This is a genomic window from Pseudomonas sp. BNK-7 (assembly GCF_048072025.1).
Classification (GTDB): Bacteria; Pseudomonadota; Gammaproteobacteria; order Pseudomonadales; family Pseudomonadaceae; genus Aquipseudomonas; species Aquipseudomonas danubii.
The window spans coordinates 1,511,343-1,529,524 of sequence record NZ_CP182252.1; the positions used below are offsets into that span (position 1 = coordinate 1,511,343).

The window sequence follows — 18,182 nt, forward strand, 5'->3', positions numbered from 1 at the left end:
GATCAGCGTTCGTTGGTCCATTTTGACTTTAGTAGAGACTTGTCCACGGCCGTTTGGGGAATCATTTAGCCCCATCGGAGTCGGAACAATGCTCGCCAACCTGGCATATAGATAGCTGGCCGTTGGTTCTTAGATCTGTTTTCGGCGAGGGTTGCTCGTGATTGTTAGTCCCTGTAATGCACCAAACTTGTTTGCCAAACGGTTACGAAACGCACTGGTGACGGGCTCTGCGCTGGTCTGCCTGTTCGGCGCCGGTCAACTCATGGCATTCAACCTGGATGATGTGTCGGCCAAGGCCAAAGACTTGGCCGGGCAAAAGTATGAGGCCCCGCGCAGTAACCTGCCGAACGAGTTCCGTGAGATGAAGTTCGCGGACTACCAGAAAATCCGCTTCCTCAGCGAAAAAGCCGAATGGGCCAATCAGAAGACCCCGTTCAAGCTGTCGTTCTATCACCAGGGCATGCACTTCGACACGCCGGTGAAGATCAACGAGATCAGCGCCAACACTGTTTCCGAGATCAAGTACGACCCGAGTCGCTTCGATTTCGGCGACGTCAAGTTCGATCCCAAGGCCACCGAAAAGCTCGGCTATGCCGGTTTCCGTGTGCTGTACCCGATCAACAAGGCTGACAAGCAAGACGAAATCATGACCATGCTGGGCGCGAGCTACTTCCGCGTCATTGGCAAAGGCCACACTTATGGCCTGTCCGCTCGTGGTCTGGCGATCGACACCGCCCTGCCGTCCGGCGAAGAGTTTCCGCGTTTCAGCGAGTTCTGGATCCAACAACCCAAGCCAACCGACAAGCACCTGGTGATCTACGCCCTGCTGGACTCGCCACGGGCCACTGGCGCCTACCGCCTGACCCTGCGTCCGGGCGCCGACACCGTCGTCGACGTCAAGGCTCGGGTGTTCCTGCGTGACAAGGTGGGCAAGCTGGGCCTGGCCCCGCTGACCAGCATGTACCTGTTCGGCGCCAACCAGCCCTCGAAAGTCCTCAACTACCGCCGCGAGCTGCACGATTCCAGCGGCCTGTCGATCCATGCCGGCAACGGCGAGTGGATCTGGCGTCCTCTGAACAACCCGAAACACTTGGCCGTGAGCAACTTCTCGGTAGAGAACCCGCGTGGTTTCGGCCTGCTGCAGCGTGGCCGCGACTTCAGCCACTATGAAGACCTCGACGACCGCTACGACAAGCGCCCAAGCGCCTGGATCGAGCCCAAGGGCGACTGGGGCAAAGGCACCGTCGACCTGGTAGAGATCCCGACTGCGGACGAAACCAACGACAACATCGTGGCCTTCTGGAGCCCGGAAAAGCAGCCTGAACCGGGCCAGCCGCTGGACTTCGCCTACCGTATGCACTGGACCATCGACGAAGCCGCCCTGCATTCGCCTGACAGCGCCTGGGTGCAGCAAACCCTGCGCTCCACCGGTGACGTCAAGCAATCCAACCTGATTCGTCAACCCGATGGCAGCGTTGCCTACCTGGTGGACTTCCAGGGCCCATCCCTGGCGGCATTGCCGGAAAACGCCGAAGTGCGCAGCCAGGTCAGTGTTGGCGACAACGCCGAGCTGGTGGAAAACAGCGTTCGCTACAACCCGGAAACCAAAGGCTGGCGCCTGACTCTGCGGATGAAGATCAAGGATGCGAGCAAGGCCACCGAGATGCGGGCCGCGCTGGTGCGCAACATCCCGGTAGCCGAGCCGGCCAAGGCCTCGACGCCAAACTCCAACTCCTCCGTTGCCAAGGCCGACAAGATCGCCGCCAAGCAACAGGAGAAGAAGGAGAAGGAAGCCGCTGCGGCAGCGGCCAAGCAGGCTGACGCCAAGCCGGCCAAAGACGCCAAAGACGCCAAGAACGCCAAGGACCACAAAGACGCCAAGCAGCCTGCTGCCGAGGCGGCCCCAGCCACACCGGAACCGGTTAAAACTGAACAAGTCCTGACCGAGACCTGGAGCTATCAGTTGCCTGCCGATGAGTAACTCTCAACTACAGCCAGAGACTCTTGCCGAGTACCTGGCGCACTTGCCGATGTCGGATGCGCAGCGCGCGGAGCTCGCGGGCTGCCAGTCCTTCAGCGAACTGCACCAACGTCTGTCGTCAACGACCTTCGACGCTCCAACCGATGCCGCCCAGGCATCGGTGGGCCAGCGTCTGTCCCTGAGCACCGCCGCGGAACTCGAAGAAGCGGAGATGCTTGCGGTCGACGCCGAAGGTCGGGTCTGCCTCAAGGCCACGCCGCCGATCCGCCGCACCAAGGTGGTACCGGAGCCGTGGCGCACCAATATCCTGGTGCGCGGCTGGCGGCGCCTGACCGGGCGCACCAACCCGCCGGCGCCGAAGAAGGACGAGCGTGTGCTTCCGGCGGCCCGCTGGCGCACCGTGGGTTCGATCCGCCGCTACATCCTGCTGGTGCTGATGCTCGGCCAGACCATCGTCGCCGGCTGGTACATGAAAGGCATCATGCCGTATCAGGGCTGGTCCTTCGTCGACCTGGAAGAGGTGATGCACCAGCCGCTGATGCAGACCGCGCAGCAAGTGCTGCCCTATGCTCTGCAGACCAGCATCCTGATCCTCTTCGGCATCCTGTTCTGCTGGGTGTCGGCGGGTTTCTGGACTGCGTTGATGGGCTTCCTGGAGCTGTTGACCGGTCACGACAAGTACCGCATTTCCGGGGCCAGCGCCGGCAACGAGCCGATTCCCAAGGATGCGCGTACCGCACTGGTGATGCCGATCTGCAACGAAGACGTGCCGCGGGTGTTTGCCGGCCTGCGCGCCACCTTCGAGTCAGTGGCGGCTACTGGTGATCTGGATCGCTTCGACTTCTTCGTCTTGAGCGACAGCAACGACAGTGATATCTGCGTCGCCGAGCAGCAGGCCTGGCTGGATGTCTGCCGGGAAGCCAAGGGCTTCGGCAAGATCTTCTATCGCCGCCGCCGGCGCCGGGTGAAGCGCAAGAGTGGCAACCTCGACGACTTCTGCCGTCGCTGGGGCGGCGACTACAAGTACATGGTGGTGCTCGACGCCGACAGCGTGATGAGCGGCGAATGCCTGACCAGCCTGGTGCGCCTGATGGAAGCCACGCCGGATGCGGGGATCATCCAGACCGCGCCGCGGGCCTCGGGCATGGACACGCTGTATGCGCGCATGCAGCAGTTCGCCACCCGGGTCTATGGTCCGCTGTTCACTGCCGGCCTGCACTTCTGGCAGTTGGGCGAGTCGCACTACTGGGGCCATAACGCGATCATCCGCATGAAGCCGTTCATCGAGCACTGCGCCCTGGCGCCGTTGCCCGGTAAAGGTGCCTTCGCCGGTGCGATCCTGTCCCACGACTTCGTCGAAGCCGCACTGATGCGCCGTGCCGGCTGGGGCGTGTGGATTGCCTACGATCTGCCTGGCAGTTACGAAGAGCTGCCGCCGAACCTGCTGGACGAACTCAAGCGTGACCGGCGCTGGTGCCACGGCAACCTGATGAACTTCCGCCTGTTCCTGGTCAAGGGCATGCACCCGGTGCACCGCGCGGTGTTCCTCACCGGGGTGATGTCCTACCTGTCGGCGCCGTTGTGGTTCTTCTTCCTGGTGCTGTCCACGGCTCTGCTGGCGGTCAATACCCTGATGGAGCCGCAGTACTTTCTTGAACCGCGGCAGCTGTATCCGCTGTGGCCGCAGTGGCACCCGGACAAAGCCATCGCGCTGTTCTCCACGACTATCGTGCTGCTGTTCTTGCCCAAGCTGTTGAGCATCATCCTGATCTGGGCCAAGGGTGCGAAAGAGTTCGGCGGCAAGTTCAAGGTGACCCTGTCGATGCTTCTGGAGATGCTGTTCTCTATGCTGCTGGCGCCGGTGCGGATGATTTTCCACACCCGTTTCGTCCTGGCCGCGTTCCTCGGTTGGGCCGCGACCTGGAACTCGCCGCAACGTGACGACGACTCCACGCCATGGAGCGAAGCCGTGCGCCGTCACGGTCCGCAGACCCTGCTGGGCTTCTGCTGGGCCTTGCTGGTGATCTGGCTGAACCCCAGCTTCCTCTGGTGGCTGGTGCCGATTGTCGGTTCGCTGATGCTGTCGATCCCGGTGTCGGTGATCTCCAGTCGTGTCGGTCTGGGCCTGAAGTCCCGTGACGAGAGCCTGTTCCTGATTCCCGAGGAATACGCTCCGCCCCAGGCGCTGCTGGCCACCGACCAGTACACCCACGAGAACCGCTGGCATGCGCTCAACGACGGCTTTATCCGCGCCGTTGTCGACCCGCAGCAGAACGCTCTGGCCTGTGCCCTGGCCACCTCCCGCCACACCCAGGCCGAGCCGATCGAGTGGCTGCGCCAGGAGCGGGTGCGCCATGCCCTGAAAGTCGGCCCGGCGGCCTTGAACAACAGCGAGCGCCTGGCGCTGTTGAGCGATCCGGTGGCCCTGGGACGCTTGCACCAGCAAGTCTGGAGCGAGGGCCACAGCGATTGGCTGGATGCCTGGCGCCAGTCGGTGGATGCTGATCCCCATGCGCCGCTGCTGCCATTGCAGCCGCTGATGGCGGCACCGCAACCGGCCTGAAGCCAACGCCCTTGAGCCTCCACTCAAGGGCGTTTTGCTTTGCGCGGCCAATAGCCCCGTATCCCCCCTTTGTAACAACAAAAATCCTTGTGCAAACGGCCGAGTGCGTTAGCATCGCTCCCGCAAATTTCTGTGCGTGATCGACAATGGCTTGATATCCGAAGATTTTCATTCCAGGCCCGCCGCGTGCAGACACCACAATAAAATGGCTTCAGGGGACTTGAGATGAAGAAGTATCTTTCGCTGCTGCTGGCAGGCGCCGCCGCCATGCTGGCGGTCACTACCGCCCAGGCCGGCGCCATCGATGACGCGGTCAAGCGCGGTACGCTGAAGGTCGGCATGGACCCGACCTACATGCCGTTCGAGATGACCAACAAGCGCGGCGAAATCATCGGTTTCGAAGTCGACCTGCTCAAGGCCATGGCCAAGTCCATGGGAGTCAAGCTGGAGTTGGTTTCCACTGGCTACGACGGCATTATCCCGGCCCTGCTCACCGACAAGTTCGACATGATCGGCAGCGGCATGACCCTGACCCAGGAACGCAACCTGCGCCTGAACTTCAGCGAGCCCTTCATCGTGGTCGGCCAGACCCTGCTGATCCGCAAAGACCTGGAAGGCACCATCAAGTCCTACAAGGATCTGAACAGCGCCGACTACCGCATCACCTCCAAGCTGGGCACCACTGGGGAAATGGTCGCCAAGAAGCTGATCGCCAAGGCCAAGTACCACGGCTACGACAACGAGCAGGAAGCGGTGCTGGATGTGGTCAACGGCAAGGCCGACGCCTTTATCTACGACGCCCCGTACAACGTGGTGGCGGTGAACAAGGTGGGCAACGGCAAGCTGACGTTCCTCGACAAGCCGTTCACCTATGAGCCTCTGGCCTTTGGCCTGAAGAAGGGTGACTACGACAGCATCAACTTCATCAACAACTTCCTGCACCAGATCCGCGAAGACGGCACCTACGATCGCATCCATGACAAGTGGTTCAAGAGCACCGAGTGGCTCAAGGACATGGAGTAACGCTGCTTGGGCGGTGCGGGTCGTTTCAGTGACCGCGCACCGTTCTCCTTCGCCGGCCAGCCGGCTCCTACGGGGGCATGTGTAGGCGCCGGCTGGCCGGCGAAAGCGTCTGATTTCGCAATACCCACTCCGGAACCTGCACAGCAATGAAACAGAAAAAAGCCCAATGGCCCTGGCATGTATTGACCGTGCTGGTGCTGATCGGCCTGGCCGGCGCTCTCTACTACGCCACCTCGCTGATGTCCTACGAATGGCGCTGGAACCGTGTCCCCCAATACTTCGTTTACCAGGCCGAAGAATCCCAGCGGGCGGCGGAGATCTCCACCGTCGCCGAGGTTGTGCGCCAGGGCGGCAAGGCTCAAGTCACCCTGCGCGGTGACTCGGGTGCCGAGCAGCATCTGAGTGTCGATGAAGGCAGCCTGCAGGTGGCTAGCGGCGATGACGTGGCCGAAGGCGACGTGATTGGCGTGACCCGGCATTGGGCGGCGGGCCCCCTGTTGTGGGGCTTGTGGACCACCTTGTGGCTGTCGGTGGTGTCTGGCGTATTGGGCCTGCTCATCGGCCTTGGCACCGGCCTGTGCCGGCTGTCCAGCAACCCGACCCTGCGCGACCTGTCGACGATTTATGTCGAGCTGGTGCGGGGGACGCCGCTGCTGGTGCAGATCTTCATTTTCTATTTCTTCATCGGCACGGTGCTCAACCTGTCCCGGGAGTTCGCCGGGATCGCTGCGTTGTCGCTGTTTACCGGGGCTTATGTGGCGGAAATCGTCCGTGCCGGGGTGCAGTCCATCACCCGCGGGCAGAACGAAGCGGCCCGCTCCCTGGGGCTCAGCGCCGGCCAGTCGATGCGTCACGTGGTGCTGCCTCAGGCGTTCAAACGAGTGCTGCCGCCCCTGGCCGGGCAGTTCATCAGCCTGGTCAAGGACACTTCGCTGGTGTCGGTGATCGCCATTACCGAGCTGCTCAAGAGCGGCCGGGAAGTCATTACCACCTCGTTCTCGCCGTTCGAGATCCTGTTCTGTGTGGCGGGCCTGTATTTGTTGATCAACCTGCCGCTGTCGAAGATGGCCAGTCGGCTTGAGCGGAGGCTCGCGCAAAGTGATTGAAGTCCGCGATCTGGTAAAAGTCTTCGACACCCGCGGCCAGGTGGTGCGTGCGGTGGATAACGTCACCACCCAGGTGGCCAAGGGCGAAGTGCTGGTGGTGATCGGTCCGTCCGGTTCCGGCAAGTCGACCTTCCTGCGTTGCCTCAATGGCCTGGAAGAGTTCGACTCGGGTTCGGTGAGCATCGACGGCCTGCAACTGGCCGATCCAAAGACCGATGTGAACGCCTATCGCCGGGAAGTCGGCATGGTGTTCCAGCATTTCAACCTGTTCCCCCACATGACCGTGCTGGAAAACCTCTGCCTGGCGCAGAAGGTGGTGCGCAAGCGGGGCAAGCAGGAGCGCGAGGCCAAGGCCCTGGCGCTGCTGGAGAAGGTCGGTATCGCGCAGAAGGCCCATGAGTTTCCTTCACGGCTTTCCGGCGGTCAGCAGCAGCGGGTGGCGATTGCCCGGGCCCTGGCGATGGAGCCCAAGGTGATGCTGTTCGATGAGCCGACCTCGGCCCTGGACCCGGAAATGGTCGGCGAGGTGCTGGATGTGATGAAGACCCTGGCCCTGGAAGGCATGACCATGGTTTGCGTCACTCACGAGATGGGTTTTGCCCGGGAAGTGGCGGATCGGGTGCTGTTTTTCGATCACGGCAAGCTGCTGGAAGATGCGGCGCCGGAGGTGTTCTTCGCTGCGCCGAAAGACCCTCGGGCCCAGGCTTTCCTGCGTCAGGTGCTGTGAGGCTTTCGCCGGTAATTCGGCTCCTGCAGGGGATGCAGGAGCCGAATTACCGGCGAAGCGGGTCAGACCCGGAAGCGCCCCACCAGGCTTTGCAGGTGAATCCCCAGCCGCGCCAGCTCGGCGCTGGAGGCCGCTGTTTCTTCGCTGGCCGATGAAGTCTGTTCAGACACATCACGCACATTCAACACGCTGCGGTTGATCTCTTCCGCTACCGCGCTCTGCTGCTCGGCTGCCGCGGCGATCTGCTGGTTCATCGCCTGGATGGCCGACACGGTGCGGGTGATGTTCTCCAGCGACCCCCCGGCCCGGCGGGTCAGTTCAACGCTGCTGTCGGTGAGACTGCGGCTGGTGTCCAGGGTGCTGGCCACTTGCTGGGTGCCGCTTTGCAGGCCGACGATCAGCTCGGCAATCTCTTCGGTGGATTGCTGGGTGCGCTGGGCAAGACTGCGCACTTCGTCGGCAACCACGGCGAAACCACGTCCGGCTTCACCGGCCCGGGCCGCTTCGATGGCGGCGTTGAGGGCCAGCAGGTTGGTCTGCTGGGCCACCGACTTGATGACATCCAGTACGCTGCCGATCTTGTCACTTTCCTGCTTGAGGTGGCCCATGGCTTCGGTGGAGTGGCCTACCTCGCTGGCCAGGCGCTCGATCTGGGCAATGGCCTCGTTCACCACGCGATCACCCTCGCGGGCCTGCTGATCGGCGGCTACAGCGGCCTCTGAGGCTTCTTCGGCATTGCGCGCGACTTCCTGCACCGTGGCAGCCATTTCGTTCATGGCCGTGGCCACCTGGTCGGTTTCCACCTTCTGGCTGTTGACCCCGGCGCTGGTCTGCTCGGTGACGGCCGATAACTGTTCGGCGGCGCTGGCGATCTGGGTCACGCCGTCGCTGATGCCACCGATCAGTTCCCGCAAGCCGAGGGTCATGCGTTGCATGGCTTTCTGCAGTTGGCCAAGTTCATCGTGGCGATCCACTGCCAGGTTCTGGCTGAGATCGCCGGCAGCCACGCGTTCGGCGGCCTTGAGGGTCTGTTGCAGCGGCTGGATGATCTGTCGAGTGATGGCCCACGAGGCAATCAGGCCAAACACCAACGCCAGTACCGTGGCAATCAGCAGGGTGCTCTTGGCCTGGCTGGCATCGCTGTCACGCTTGGCGGTCTGTACGCTGGTCAATTGGTTGCTCAGTGTCATCAGCCGGTCGCCCTGGGCAGCCATGCGCAGGAGGGCCGCGGCACTGGCCTCTTCGGCGTCGCTGAAGTTGCTGACGGCCGCTCGGTAGGCTTTAAGCGAGTCGCTGGCCTGCTGCAGGTTGGCAATGTGCTGCTCCGGCAGGCGGGTCGGCAGGCTGGTGAGGTTGTTCAGCGCGTTATCGATGGCATCCAGAGCCGGCTGTTTGGCTGCCGGCTTGGCGCTATAGGTGTAGCCACGCACCTGGAAGCGTGCCTGCTGGATCAGTTTGGAGAGGTCGATGACGCTGTTGAACTGAGCCACGCTGTCGCCTTGCAGCAGCGACTTCTCGACCTCGGTCACACGGGCCACGGCATTGTCGGCACTGGCGCCGAGCTGGGCCCGGGCGGCCTCGCGGCTGGTAGTGGCGCGGGTCATGTCGGCAAAGGCTTTCTGGTACTCGGCCACGGCGCTCAGTTGCTGATCCAGCATGGCAATGCTTTCAGGTTGCTGCAGTTGCACACGGGCGGCCCGCAGACCTTCGTCGAGTTGTTTGAGTATGTCGTTGACGGCGGCCGGGCCTTGCTCGCCATGGTGCATCTCGTAGTTGAGACGGGCGATGCGCAGGTCTTTGGTCATGCCATAGAGCGTGGAGATGTTGCCGAGTTTGTCGCCACGGTCGATCACTCGGCCCAGGCCGGTCCAGCCAGTGGCGGTGATCAACAGGGTCAGAAGCAGTACCAGGCCGAAGCCGATACCGAGTTTGCGGCTGACGCTTACATTTCCCAGGTTCCTGGCTAGCCAACGGTACATGCTGCGAACTCCCTTTTAGCAAGATGGGCTTAACCATAGGCTATCGGCGGGAGCGGTGGATTCTGTAGGTAGATGGCTAATTGATATTGCTGGTGAAAGCTCCGGCTGGCACGGAGCCTTTGCTCAAAACAGGCGAGAGAGGAGGGCTGTGACGGCGGTTTCGACCCGCAGGATGCGTTCACCCAATTGCACCGGTTGCAGGCCGGCCTTGGCCAACAGATCGATCTCGTAGGGGATCCAGCCACCTTCGGGGCCGATGGCCAGGGTGACCGGTTCATCCAGGCCGCGGGGGCAGGGCGGGTACTGGCCGGGGTGGCCCACCAGGCCCAGGGTGCCTGCGCTGAGGGCCGGCAGGCGATCCTCGACGAAGGGCTTGAAGCGTTTTTCGATGACCACTTCAGGTAGCACGCTGTCGCGAGCCTGCTCCAGGCCGAGAATCAGCTGTTCACGAATGGCACCGGGTTCCAGGAACGGGGTTTGCCAGAAGCTCTTTTCCACCCGGTAGCTGTTGACCAGCACCAGCCGTGGCACGCCCATGGCGGCGACGGTCTGCAGCACTCGACGAAGCATCTTCGGGCGTGGCAGGGCCAGCACCATGGTCAGCGGCAGCTTGGCCGGGGGGGGCTGGTCCAGGGTGATTTGCAGCTCGGCTTCGGTGGCTTCCAGGCGCAGCACCCGGGCTGAACCCATCAGCCCGCCGATACGCCCGACCCGCAGGCTGTCGCCTACCGCTACCCGATGCACTTCCTGCATATGGGTCAGGCGCCGGTCGCGCAGCACCACCAGGTCGGCCGCGATGAAGTCGGCCTCTTCCAGAAGCAGCAGGTTCACGCTTGGGTCGCTGGCGGCTGGTCGTTGTGATCGTCAGCCGGGGCATCGTCCGGGTGGTCGCCGCGCTTGCTGATCAGCCCGCCAAACAGCACGCCAACTTCGAACAGCAGCCACATGGGCACGGCCAGCAGGGTCTGGGAGAAGATATCCGGCGGGGTGAGAATCATGCCCACCACAAAGCAGCCAATGATCACGTAAGGCCGGATCTTCCTCAGGTAGGCCACGTTGACCACGCCGATCCACACCAGCAGCACCACCGCCACCGGGATTTCGAAAGCCACGCCGAAGGCGAAGAACAGGGTCATGACGAAATCGAGGTAGCTGGTGATGTCGGTCATCATCTCCACGCCGGCCGGGGTGGCGGCAGCGAAGAACTTGAAGATCAGCGGAAACACCAGGAAGTAGGCGAAGGCCATGCCGATGTAGAACAGCAGGATGCTCGACACCAACAGCGGTACGGCGATGCGCTTCTCATGCTTGTACAGCCCGGGGGCGATAAAGCCCCAGATCTGATGCAGGATCACCGGGATCGCCAGGAACAGCGAGACCATCATGGTCAGTTTCAGCGGGGTGAGAAATGGCGAGGCGACGTCGGTGGCGATCATCGTCGCACCCACCGGCAGGTACTGGCGCAGTGGCGTGGAGACGATGGTGTAGATCTGCTGGGTGAAGGCGAACAACCCGGCGAAGATGATGAAGATCGCCGCTACGCAGCGCAGCAGGCGGGTACGCAGCTCGGTGAGGTGCGACACCAGCGGCATGTGTTGGTCGTTCTCTGGGATATCGCTCATGGGGCTCGCGGCGGCAAAGTGGGGTCGTGGGGGGCCGTGGTGACGGGTGTCGCCACCGGGGCCGCAGGCTCGGCAATCGGAGTCGTTGGCAGCGGCGCTTCGGTCACCGGGGCCGTTTCAGCTACCGGCGCAGAGCTTGGCGAGTGAATCGTCTGCTCGGCAATCGGTTCGACCGGAGTCGGTTGCTGCTGGGTCGGAGCGAGGATCTTCCGCGCTTCCTGCTCCAGGGACAGAATGTGCTCGTTGTGCAGTTGCCGGCGGATTTCGTCGGCCCCGATTTCACGTTCAACTTCCTGTTTTATCGCGTTGAAGCTGCGCTTCAGGCGCCCGACCCACAGGCCGGCGGTACGCGCCGCGCCAGGCAGGCGCTCGGGGCCGAGCACCAGCAGGGCCACCAGGCCCACCAGCAGCAGTTCAGAGAAGCTGATACCAAACATTAGTCAGTGCTCACGAGTCTTTGCGGGTCGGCTCTTCGACTTTTTGTGCCTGCACATCGATGGTGTGCGGCTGGTTCAGCGGAGCGCTTTGTTGTGGCTGAACCGGTGGCACGGGCTGTGCCGCTGGGGGTACTACGGGCTCGGCGGGCTTTTCGTCGTCGTTCATGGCCTTGCGAAAGCCCTTGATCGATTCGCCAACGTCGGTGCCCAGGTTCTTGAGCTTCTTGGTGCCAAATACCAGTACCACGACCACCAGGATGACGACCCAGTGTTTCCAGTCAAAAATGCCCATGCTGCGTTTCCTCTTAGAAAGTTGTTCAGGCGGACGGACGCGAGGCTTTCTCGGCGTGTCCAGACAGACCGAAGCGGCGATCCAGTTCATCGAGCACGGCCTGGGGGTGCTGACCCAACTGCGCCAGCATGACCAGGGTATGGAACCACAGGTCTGCGGTTTCATAGATCACATCGCTGCAGTCACCGCTGATGGCGGCGTCCTTGGCGGCGATGATGGTTTCCACCGATTCTTCACCGACTTTTTCCAGAATCTTGTTCAGCCCCTTGTGATATAGGCTGGCCACATAGGAGCTGTCGGCTGCGGCGTCTTTACGCTCTTCCAGCACTTGGGCCAGACGGGTGAGGGTATCGCTCATGTCAGTGTCCTGCAGAATAAATCGCGTGCGGGTCCTTGAGGACCGGTTCGACGGTTTTCCACTCGCCGTCTTCGTAGACGCGGTAGAAACAGCTGTGGCGGCCGGTGTGACAGGCAATATCGCCGATCTGCTCGACCATCAGGATGATCACGTCAGCGTCGCAGTCCAGGCGCATTTCATGCAGCTTCTGCACGTGCCCGGACTCTTCGCCCTTGCGCCATAGCTTGCCACGGGAACGTGACCAATAGATGGCGCGGTTCTCGGCAGCGGTCAGGCTCAAGGCCTCGCGGTTCATCCAGGCCATCATCAGCACGCGCCCGGTCTTGTGATCCTGGGCGATGGCCGGCACCAGGCCGTGCGCATCCCATTTGATCTGGTCCAGCCAATCTTTCATTTTCGACTCCGACAACCGGGCTCAACCCGCTGGTGACGCCTCGGCGATTTCGACAGTTTGCCAGCAGGTCGCGCCACTGGCTATCGGCGAACGATCAGATACAAACCCACCGCAATCATGATGCCGGCAGGCCAGTGGCCCAGCTCATGCAGCGGACCTCCGGCGGCCAGAACGGCGCCGCCACCCAGATGGGCGGTGCCCAGCAGGCGCAGGAACCAGTCGTCTTTGCGCTTGTGCCAGGGCGCCGGAGGGTTGGCGGCATGGGGCTGCGACATGCGTTCCAGCAGGTCGCGGGTCATGTTGGCCAGGTGGGGGAGCTGTTCGATCTGGTTGTGGATATTGCCGAACACGGCTTTCGGACTGACCCGTTCGCGCATCCAGCGTTCGAGGAAAGGTTGCGCGGTGTTCCACAGGTCCAGGTCCGGATACAGCTGGCGGCCCAGGCCCTCGATGTTGAGCAGGGTCTTCTGCAGCAGCACCAGCTGCGGCTGCACTTCCATGTTGAAGCGCCGGGCGGTCTGGAACAGGCGCATCAGTACCTGGCCAAAGGAAATGTCCTTCAACGGCTTTTCGAAGATCGGCTCGCACACGGTGCGAATCGCCGCCTCGAATTCGTTGAGCTTGGTTTCCGCCGGGACCCAGCCGGAATCAATGTGCAACTGGGCCACGCGGCGGTAGTCGCGCTTGAAGAAGGCGAACAGGTTGCGCGCCAGGTAGTCCTGGTCTTCCGGGGTCAGGCTGCCGACGATGCCGCAGTCGATGGCAATGTACTGCGGGCTCCAGGGCTGCACGGTGCTGACGAAGATGTTGCCCGGGTGCATGTCGGCGTGGAAGAAACTGTCGCGGAACACCTGGGTGAAGAAGATCTCCACACCGCGCTCGGCGAGCATCTTCATGTCGGTGCGCTGGTCGGCCAGGGTTGCCAGATCGGTCACCTGGATGCCGTAGATGCGCTCCATCACCAGCACTTTCGGCCGGCACCAGTCCCAGTAGACCTGGGGCACATACAGCAGCGGCGAGCCTTCGAAGTTGCGCTTGAGCTGGCTGGCGTTGGCCGCCTCGCGCAGCAGGTCGAGCTCGTCGTAGATGGTTTTCTCGTAGTCGCTGACCACGTCCACCGGGTGCAGCAGGCGCGCGTCGGCCGAAAGCTTTTCCGCGGCGCGGGCGAGAATGAATAGCCACGCCAGGTCTTGGGCGATGATTGGCTTGAGCCCGGGGCGGATCACCTTGACCACCACTTCTTCACCGGTCTTGAGCTTGGCGGCGTGGACCTGGGCCACCGAGGCCGAGGCCAGCGGCTCGATGTCGAAGCGGCTGAACACGTCGCTGATCTTTTTGCCCAGTTGCTCTTCGATCAGGGCCACGGATTTCTGTGAATCGAACGGTGGCACCCGGTCCTGCAGCAGCATCAGTTCGTCGGCGATGTCTTCCGGCAGCAGGTCGCGGCGGGTGGAGAGGATCTGCCCGAACTTGATGAAGATCGGCCCCAGGTCTTGCAGCGCCAGGCGCAGCCGGGCGCCGCGGCTCAGTTCCAGCGGCTTGCGCGGGAACCAGCGCCAGGGCAGGGCGAAGCGCAGGGCCAGGAGAAACCAGGGCAGAGGCAGGGCAAACAGCAGGTCATCGAGGCGGTAACGGATCACGACGCGCTGGATGCGCAACAGACGGCGGACGGCAAGCAGCTTCATGCGTTATCGCTTGGGTCAAGGGAGCGGGAAAGGCGCTCGAAGCGCGCCTCGAGACGTTCCAGGTCGAGTTTGGCCTGATCCAGCTCACGAAAACGCGCTTCGGCTTCGCGCTGGCCCACCAGGGTGCGCGATTCTTCGGCGAGGAATTCGGCGAGGTTCTGATTCAGGCTGGCAAATCCTTGCTGATACCAGCGGGCGCGGCTGCGCACATGGCCACTGAACAGTTGGGTGGCCACGGGGCCCAGCCACCGGGACAGTTCGTATTCCCAGTCCAGCTCCAGGTCCTGGAGGATGGCCGCCAGGTCCAGCAGCACGCCGCTGTCGCCTTCCAGCTCTACTTCGGGGCTGTGCAGGATCGCGGTCTTGTCCTTGCTCAGTGCCAGGCGCATCAGGCTTGAAGCCGGTGCACGGAGGGTGCAGTCAGGGTCCGCAGCCCACTGGGAGGCCAGCATCAGGCCTTCGTCGCTGGGCAGGATGAACAGCTGCAATGCCGGGTTGCGGCAATCCACTGCGATCACCTTGCCATTGAGGTGCTGCAGGCGCGGCAGGGCCGTACTGTCCAGACGCAACACCCGATTGATGCCGGTCTCGACGCTGGCGAGCAAGCCGCTGAGCAACATCAGGGCTTGATGCCGCGGTGCAGGGCGACGATGCCTGCGGTCATGTTGTGATAGGTCACGCGGTCGAAACCGGCCTCGACCATCATCGACTTCAGGGTTTCCTGGTTGGGGTGCATGCGGATCGATTCGGCCAGGTAGCGATAGCTCTCCGAGTCGTTGGTGATCAGCTTGCCGGCCAGGGGCATGAAGGCGAACGAATAGGCGTCGTAGACCTTGGACATCAGCGCGTTGGTCGGCTTGGAGAACTCCAGCACCAACAGCCGGCCGCCGGGCTTGAGCACTCGCAGCATGGAGCGCAGGGCGTCTTCTTTATGGGTGACGTTGCGCAGGCCGAAGGCGATGGTCACGCAGTCGAAATGGTTGTCCGGGAAGGGCAGTTTTTCCGCATCGGCCTGGACGAATTCGACGTTGCCGGCCACACCCAGGTCCAGCAGGCGGTCGCGACCGACCTTGAGCATGGACTCGTTGATGTCGGCCAGTACCACTTGGCCAGTAGGGCCTACCAGGTGGGAGAAGCGCTTGGTCAGGTCGCCAGTGCCGCCCGCGATGTCCAGTACGCGATTGCCGGCGCGTACGCCCGACAGCTCGATGGTGAAGCGTTTCCACAAACGGTGCATGCCGCCGGACAGTACGTCATTCATCAGGTCGTACTTGGCCGCTACCGAGTGGAACACTTCTGCGACTTTTTCCGCCTTCTGGCTTTCAGGAACGTTCTTGAAGCCGAAGTGCGTGGTGGGTTCGGCATCGCTGCCTTTGCGCTGATCAGTCATATCGCTGTCACCAAAAGAGAATGCGCGACATTCTAATGCCGGTGGCGGTCTTTGTCTTGGCAAGGCTGAATGTAAGATAGCGATCCGCCGGGACGTTTTGACGCACTCAGGGTCAAGATGCTTCAGGCAAGTCCCGAAACAGCAGGAGTCCTTCAATGGCCCGTATTAGTGTTGAACGTGCCCATGGCCTGGGTAAGCAGGTGGCCCGTGAAAAGGCTGACAAACTGGCGCAGAAACTCGCCGATCAGTATGGCCTGGAGCCGCAATGGGCAGGGGATACCCTGAATCTCAAGCGCTCAGGCGTCAAAGGCGCGGTGCATGTGGGCGAAGAATCGATCCGTATCGATGTGGAACTGGGGCTATTGATGTCCGCCATGAGCGGCACCATCAAGTCGGAAATCGAAAAGGCCCTGGACAAGGCCCTGACCTGAGTCCACCCGCAGGAGCCGGCTTGTCGGCGCATCGCAGGCACTGCAACGGTGCCAGGCAAAGCGCATCGCCGGCCAGCAGGCTCCTACATGATTTGATGACATTCGTTAGGGTGCCGATTCTAATTTTTCTCTTTAGGTTGTGCCTCAGGTCCTCTTTTCGAGGGCAGTTCCTCAAACCTTCTGCGCGTGAGGTGCACCATGGCCAAAGTAATTCTGAAGAAAAAAGTTGATGTTCAATCAACTGCTCTGAGCGAAGTCAAATCCTATGCCCGCAAGATCTGGCTGGCAGGCCTGGGTGCCTACGCCAAAGTTGGCCAGGAGGGCAGCGACTACTTCCAGGAGTTGATCAAGGCTGGTCAATCCGTTGAAAAGAAAGGCAAAAAAGTTGTCACTGAACAACTTGAAGCGGCCAACAGTCAGATTGATAGCGTTAAAGGGGATGTCAGCACTCTTAAAGGCAAAGTCGAAGTGCAACTGGATAAAGTCGAGAAGGCTTTTGACACGCGCGTCGCCAGTGCCTTGAATCGTATCGGCATTCCGTCTAAACATGACGTTGAGACACTCTCTGCTAAGCTCGATGAGCTGACGGCGTTGCTCGAACGTGTCGCGCGTAAACATTAAGGAGAACGGGATGGCTGGTAAAAAGAATACTGAAAAAGAAGGCAGCTCGTGGATCGGGAAAGTCGAAGAGTACTCCCGTAAAATTTGGCTTGCTGGTTTAGGCGTGTACTCGAAAATCGACTCTGACGGCAGCAAGCTTTTCGAGACACTGGTCAAGGACGGTGAGAAAGCCGAGAAACTGACCAAGAGCGTAGTTGGCAAGAAAGTGGATGCTGCCAAAGACTCCGCAAGTTCCGCCAAGTCGCGCATCAGCGACGTCAAGGACCGCGCCCTGGGCAAGTGGGATGAACTGGAAGGCGCTTTCGACAAGCGTTTGAACAGTGCCATCTCGCGTCTGGGCGTACCGAGCCGCAATGAGGTCAAGGCGCTGCACGACAAGGTCGATACCCTGACCAAGCAGATCGAGAAACTCACAGGTGCCAAGGTCGCGCCGGTTGCGGCCAAGACCGCTGCCGCCAAACCGGCGGCAAAACCTGCTGCCAAACCACTGGTCAAGCCTGCCGCCAAACCGGCAGTCAAGGCCGCCGCAAAACCTGCCGCCAAGCCAGCAGCGAAAACAGCGGCCGCCAAACCGGCAACCAAACCCGCCGCCAAGCCCGTTGCCGCCAAGCCAGCGGCCAAACCCGCTGCCAAGCCAGCGGTGAAAGCCGCCGCCAAACCCGCTGCGAAGCCGGCCGTGGCGAAAAAGCCTGTAGCCAAGAAGCCTGTAGCAGCCAAGCCCGCTGCAGCAGCCAAGCCTGCAACTGCGGCACCAGTGGCCTCGGCCAACTCGGCGAATTCCGCCGCAGCACCTGGCCCGGCTGTAACTCCGACTGCAGCGCCAACTCCAGTGACGCCAAGCAGCCAGTCCTGATTACATCAGGCACACAAAAAACGCCCGGCCTGCGAAGGTCGGGCGTTTTTTATTGGGGAGCCATCGGCTACCCCTGTTCATCCAGGTAACGCAGGGCCATCTGTTCCGTGGCCAGTTTTGCCGGTGGCAGCAGGTGCGGCGCCACCAGCATCATGATCTGGTAGACCACCAGGCGCACTTCCCCTTCGCGATCGAGAATCCGTTGGTAATCCAGTGAGAACAGCAAGGTCATGGTGATCTGCTCCACCAGCTGGCCCAGGGCTTGGGTGCCGCTGACCAGTTGGCCTAGGGCCTTGAGCCGAGCCAGCAGGGAAGCCAGGGTGCGCTTGAGGGCGTTGAGCAGATTACGAATGCCTTTGGCCAGTTTCGGCAGGCGTCCCGCAAGGTTGGAGAGGTCCTGGAACAGAAAGCGGTAGTGGGCCAGGCGCTCGACAATCAAGTGTAGGAACAACCAATAGTCTTCCGGCGCCAGTTGGGCATCGGACGGAGGGTCCAGCAGCGGTGTCAGCTCGTTCTGGAAACGCTCGAACAAGCCGAGCACCAGAGGTTCCTTGCCATGGAAGTGGTAGTAGAGGTTGCCGGGGCTGATCCCCATTTCATTGGCCACCTCCATGGTGGAGACATTGGGCTCGCCCTTCTGGTTGAACAGTTGCAGGGCACATTCGAGTATCCGGTCGCGGGTCTTCATCCTGACTTCTTGTCGGTCCATTGAGGGGTACG

The 18,182-nt window shown here is 61.8% G+C and carries 19 protein-coding genes and 1 pseudogene; 8 read left to right on the top strand and 12 right to left on the bottom strand.

Annotation, left to right across the window (positions count from 1 at the left end; translation table 11 throughout):
• Positions 1–157: 157 nt before the first annotated feature.
• The 5 genes from ACMGF8_RS07065 to ACMGF8_RS07085 all read left to right on the top strand — a co-directional run bounded on the left by ACMGF8_RS07065 (position 158) and on the right by ACMGF8_RS07085 (position 7,400).
• Entirely contained in the window at positions 158–1,981 is a 1,824-nt protein-coding gene (locus ACMGF8_RS07065) for a glucan biosynthesis protein G (protein ID WP_115582461.1), read from the top strand.
• Complete coding sequence (gene mdoH, locus ACMGF8_RS07070) at positions 1,974–4,544, top strand: glucans biosynthesis glucosyltransferase MdoH (RefSeq protein WP_102862774.1); 2,571 nt, start codon at positions 1,974–1,976, stop codon at positions 4,542–4,544. The genes ACMGF8_RS07065 and mdoH overlap by 8 nt, the downstream gene beginning before the upstream one ends.
• A 225-nt stretch (positions 4,545–4,769) precedes the next feature.
• Positions 4,770–5,567 carry a transporter substrate-binding domain-containing protein gene (locus ACMGF8_RS07075; RefSeq protein WP_102862775.1) on the top strand — a complete coding sequence of 266 codons (798 nt, stop codon included), beginning with the start codon at positions 4,770–4,772 and terminating at the stop codon, positions 5,565–5,567.
• A gap of 146 nt (positions 5,568–5,713) precedes the next feature.
• Positions 5,714–6,673 (top strand): amino acid ABC transporter permease, encoded by a 960-nt coding sequence (locus ACMGF8_RS07080; RefSeq protein WP_102862776.1) that lies wholly within the window; start codon positions 5,714–5,716, stop codon positions 6,671–6,673.
• The gene (locus tag ACMGF8_RS07085; RefSeq protein WP_102862777.1) at positions 6,666–7,400 is read left to right on the top strand and encodes an amino acid ABC transporter ATP-binding protein; all 735 of its coding nucleotides are present in this window, start codon (positions 6,666–6,668) and stop codon (positions 7,398–7,400) included. Before ACMGF8_RS07080 ends, ACMGF8_RS07085 begins: the two co-directional genes overlap by 8 nt.
• A 62-nt stretch (positions 7,401–7,462) precedes the next feature.
• On the opposite strand, the gene ACMGF8_RS07090 is transcribed toward ACMGF8_RS07085, so the two are convergent.
• From ACMGF8_RS07090 to ubiE, 11 genes and pseudogenes are all read right to left on the bottom strand, one after another.
• Positions 7,463–8,335, bottom strand: a complete 873-nt coding sequence (locus ACMGF8_RS07090; RefSeq protein WP_371826193.1) for a methyl-accepting chemotaxis protein — start codon at positions 8,333–8,335, stop codon at positions 7,463–7,465.
• Positions 8,321–9,379, bottom strand: a pseudogene (locus ACMGF8_RS07095) (methyl-accepting chemotaxis protein); the annotation flags it as partial. The gene ACMGF8_RS07090 and the pseudogene ACMGF8_RS07095, both read right to left, overlap by 15 nt.
• A 123-nt stretch (positions 9,380–9,502) precedes the next feature.
• Positions 9,503–10,210, bottom strand: a complete 708-nt coding sequence (locus ACMGF8_RS07100) for a 16S rRNA (uracil(1498)-N(3))-methyltransferase (protein WP_102862779.1) — start codon at positions 10,208–10,210, stop codon at positions 9,503–9,505.
• Positions 10,207–11,001: a twin-arginine translocase subunit TatC gene (gene tatC, locus ACMGF8_RS07105; RefSeq protein ID WP_102862780.1), complete on the bottom strand. Its 795-nt coding sequence runs from the start codon at positions 10,999–11,001 to the stop codon at positions 10,207–10,209. Before tatC ends, ACMGF8_RS07100 begins: the two co-directional genes overlap by 4 nt.
• Positions 10,998–11,438, bottom strand: a complete 441-nt coding sequence (gene tatB / locus ACMGF8_RS07110; protein ID WP_416759121.1) for a Sec-independent protein translocase protein TatB — start codon at positions 11,436–11,438, stop codon at positions 10,998–11,000. Before tatB ends, tatC begins: the two co-directional genes overlap by 4 nt.
• A 10-nt stretch (positions 11,439–11,448) precedes the next feature.
• Positions 11,449–11,730: a twin-arginine translocase TatA/TatE family subunit gene (locus tag ACMGF8_RS07115; protein ID WP_102862782.1), complete on the bottom strand. Its 282-nt coding sequence runs from the start codon at positions 11,728–11,730 to the stop codon at positions 11,449–11,451.
• Positions 11,731–11,755: 25 nt separating this feature from the next.
• The gene (locus ACMGF8_RS07120) at positions 11,756–12,088 is read right to left on the bottom strand and encodes a phosphoribosyl-ATP diphosphatase (protein WP_011058798.1); all 333 of its coding nucleotides are present in this window, start codon (positions 12,086–12,088) and stop codon (positions 11,756–11,758) included.
• A gap of 1 nt (position 12,089) precedes the next feature.
• Complete coding sequence (gene hisI, locus ACMGF8_RS07125; protein ID WP_102862783.1) at positions 12,090–12,482, bottom strand: phosphoribosyl-AMP cyclohydrolase; 393 nt, start codon at positions 12,480–12,482, stop codon at positions 12,090–12,092.
• An 80-nt stretch (positions 12,483–12,562) separates the two neighbouring features.
• Positions 12,563–14,167: a ubiquinone biosynthesis regulatory protein kinase UbiB gene (ubiB, locus tag ACMGF8_RS07130; RefSeq protein WP_102862784.1), complete on the bottom strand. Its 1,605-nt coding sequence runs from the start codon at positions 14,165–14,167 to the stop codon at positions 12,563–12,565.
• The gene (locus ACMGF8_RS07135; protein ID WP_102882093.1) at positions 14,164–14,787 is read right to left on the bottom strand and encodes a ubiquinone biosynthesis accessory factor UbiJ; all 624 of its coding nucleotides are present in this window, start codon (positions 14,785–14,787) and stop codon (positions 14,164–14,166) included. The genes ubiB and ACMGF8_RS07135 overlap by 4 nt, the downstream gene beginning before the upstream one ends.
• Complete coding sequence (gene ubiE / locus ACMGF8_RS07140) at positions 14,787–15,557, bottom strand: bifunctional demethylmenaquinone methyltransferase/2-methoxy-6-polyprenyl-1,4-benzoquinol methylase UbiE (protein WP_011058802.1); 771 nt, start codon at positions 15,555–15,557, stop codon at positions 14,787–14,789. The genes ACMGF8_RS07135 and ubiE overlap by 1 nt, the downstream gene beginning before the upstream one ends.
• A gap of 155 nt (positions 15,558–15,712) precedes the next feature.
• On the opposite strand from ubiE, the gene ACMGF8_RS07145 reads away from it, so the two are divergent.
• The 3 genes from ACMGF8_RS07145 to ACMGF8_RS07155 all read left to right on the top strand — a co-directional run bounded on the left by ACMGF8_RS07145 (position 15,713) and on the right by ACMGF8_RS07155 (position 17,462).
• The gene (locus tag ACMGF8_RS07145; protein WP_102862786.1) at positions 15,713–15,988 is read left to right on the top strand and encodes a polyhydroxyalkanoic acid system family protein; all 276 of its coding nucleotides are present in this window, start codon (positions 15,713–15,715) and stop codon (positions 15,986–15,988) included.
• A gap of 198 nt (positions 15,989–16,186) precedes the next feature.
• Positions 16,187–16,609 carry a phasin family protein gene (locus ACMGF8_RS07150; protein ID WP_102862787.1) on the top strand — a complete coding sequence of 141 codons (423 nt, stop codon included), beginning with the start codon at positions 16,187–16,189 and terminating at the stop codon, positions 16,607–16,609.
• Between the two features lie 10 nt (positions 16,610–16,619).
• On the top strand, positions 16,620–17,462 hold the full coding sequence (locus ACMGF8_RS07155) for a phasin family protein (protein ID WP_267269258.1): 843 nt from the start codon (positions 16,620–16,622) through the stop codon (positions 17,460–17,462).
• A gap of 67 nt (positions 17,463–17,529) precedes the next feature.
• Here the strand turns inward: ACMGF8_RS07155 and ACMGF8_RS07160 are convergent, their stop codons facing one another.
• Positions 17,530–18,150 (bottom strand): TetR/AcrR family transcriptional regulator, encoded by a 621-nt coding sequence (locus ACMGF8_RS07160; RefSeq protein WP_102862789.1) that lies wholly within the window; start codon positions 18,148–18,150, stop codon positions 17,530–17,532.
• Positions 18,151–18,182 lie beyond the last annotated feature (32 nt).

Bases quoted from the DNA above. Each gene is read 5' to 3' on its own strand.
- mdoH (WP_102862774.1), top strand. From the start codon at position 1,974: ATGAGTAACTCTCAACTACAGCCAGAGACTCTTGCCGAGTACCTGGCG.
- ACMGF8_RS07075 (WP_102862775.1), top strand. From the start codon at position 4,770: ATGAAGAAGTATCTTTCGCTGCTGCTGGCAGGCGCCGCCGCCATGCTG.
- ACMGF8_RS07080 (WP_102862776.1), top strand. From the start codon at position 5,714: ATGAAACAGAAAAAAGCCCAATGGCCCTGGCATGTATTGACCGTGCTG.
- ACMGF8_RS07090 (WP_371826193.1), bottom strand. From the start codon at position 8,335: ATGCAACGCATGACCCTCGGCTTGCGGGAACTGATCGGTGGCATCAGC.
- tatC (WP_102862780.1), bottom strand. From the start codon at position 11,001: ATGAGCGATATCCCAGAGAACGACCAACACATGCCGCTGGTGTCGCAC.
- tatB (WP_416759121.1), bottom strand. From the start codon at position 11,438: ATGTTTGGTATCAGCTTCTCTGAACTGCTGCTGGTGGGCCTGGTGGCC.
- ACMGF8_RS07115 (WP_102862782.1), bottom strand. From the start codon at position 11,730: ATGGGCATTTTTGACTGGAAACACTGGGTCGTCATCCTGGTGGTCGTG.
- ACMGF8_RS07120 (WP_011058798.1), bottom strand. From the start codon at position 12,088: ATGAGCGATACCCTCACCCGTCTGGCCCAAGTGCTGGAAGAGCGTAAA.
- hisI (WP_102862783.1), bottom strand. From the start codon at position 12,482: ATGAAAGATTGGCTGGACCAGATCAAATGGGATGCGCACGGCCTGGTG.
- ubiB (WP_102862784.1), bottom strand. From the start codon at position 14,167: ATGAAGCTGCTTGCCGTCCGCCGTCTGTTGCGCATCCAGCGCGTCGTG.
- ACMGF8_RS07135 (WP_102882093.1), bottom strand. From the start codon at position 14,787: ATGTTGCTCAGCGGCTTGCTCGCCAGCGTCGAGACCGGCATCAATCGG.
- ubiE (WP_011058802.1), bottom strand. From the start codon at position 15,557: ATGACTGATCAGCGCAAAGGCAGCGATGCCGAACCCACCACGCACTTC.
- ACMGF8_RS07145 (WP_102862786.1), top strand. From the start codon at position 15,713: ATGGCCCGTATTAGTGTTGAACGTGCCCATGGCCTGGGTAAGCAGGTG.
- ACMGF8_RS07150 (WP_102862787.1), top strand. From the start codon at position 16,187: ATGGCCAAAGTAATTCTGAAGAAAAAAGTTGATGTTCAATCAACTGCT.
- ACMGF8_RS07155 (WP_267269258.1), top strand. From the start codon at position 16,620: ATGGCTGGTAAAAAGAATACTGAAAAAGAAGGCAGCTCGTGGATCGGG.
- ACMGF8_RS07160 (WP_102862789.1), bottom strand. From the start codon at position 18,150: ATGAAGACCCGCGACCGGATACTCGAATGTGCCCTGCAACTGTTCAAC.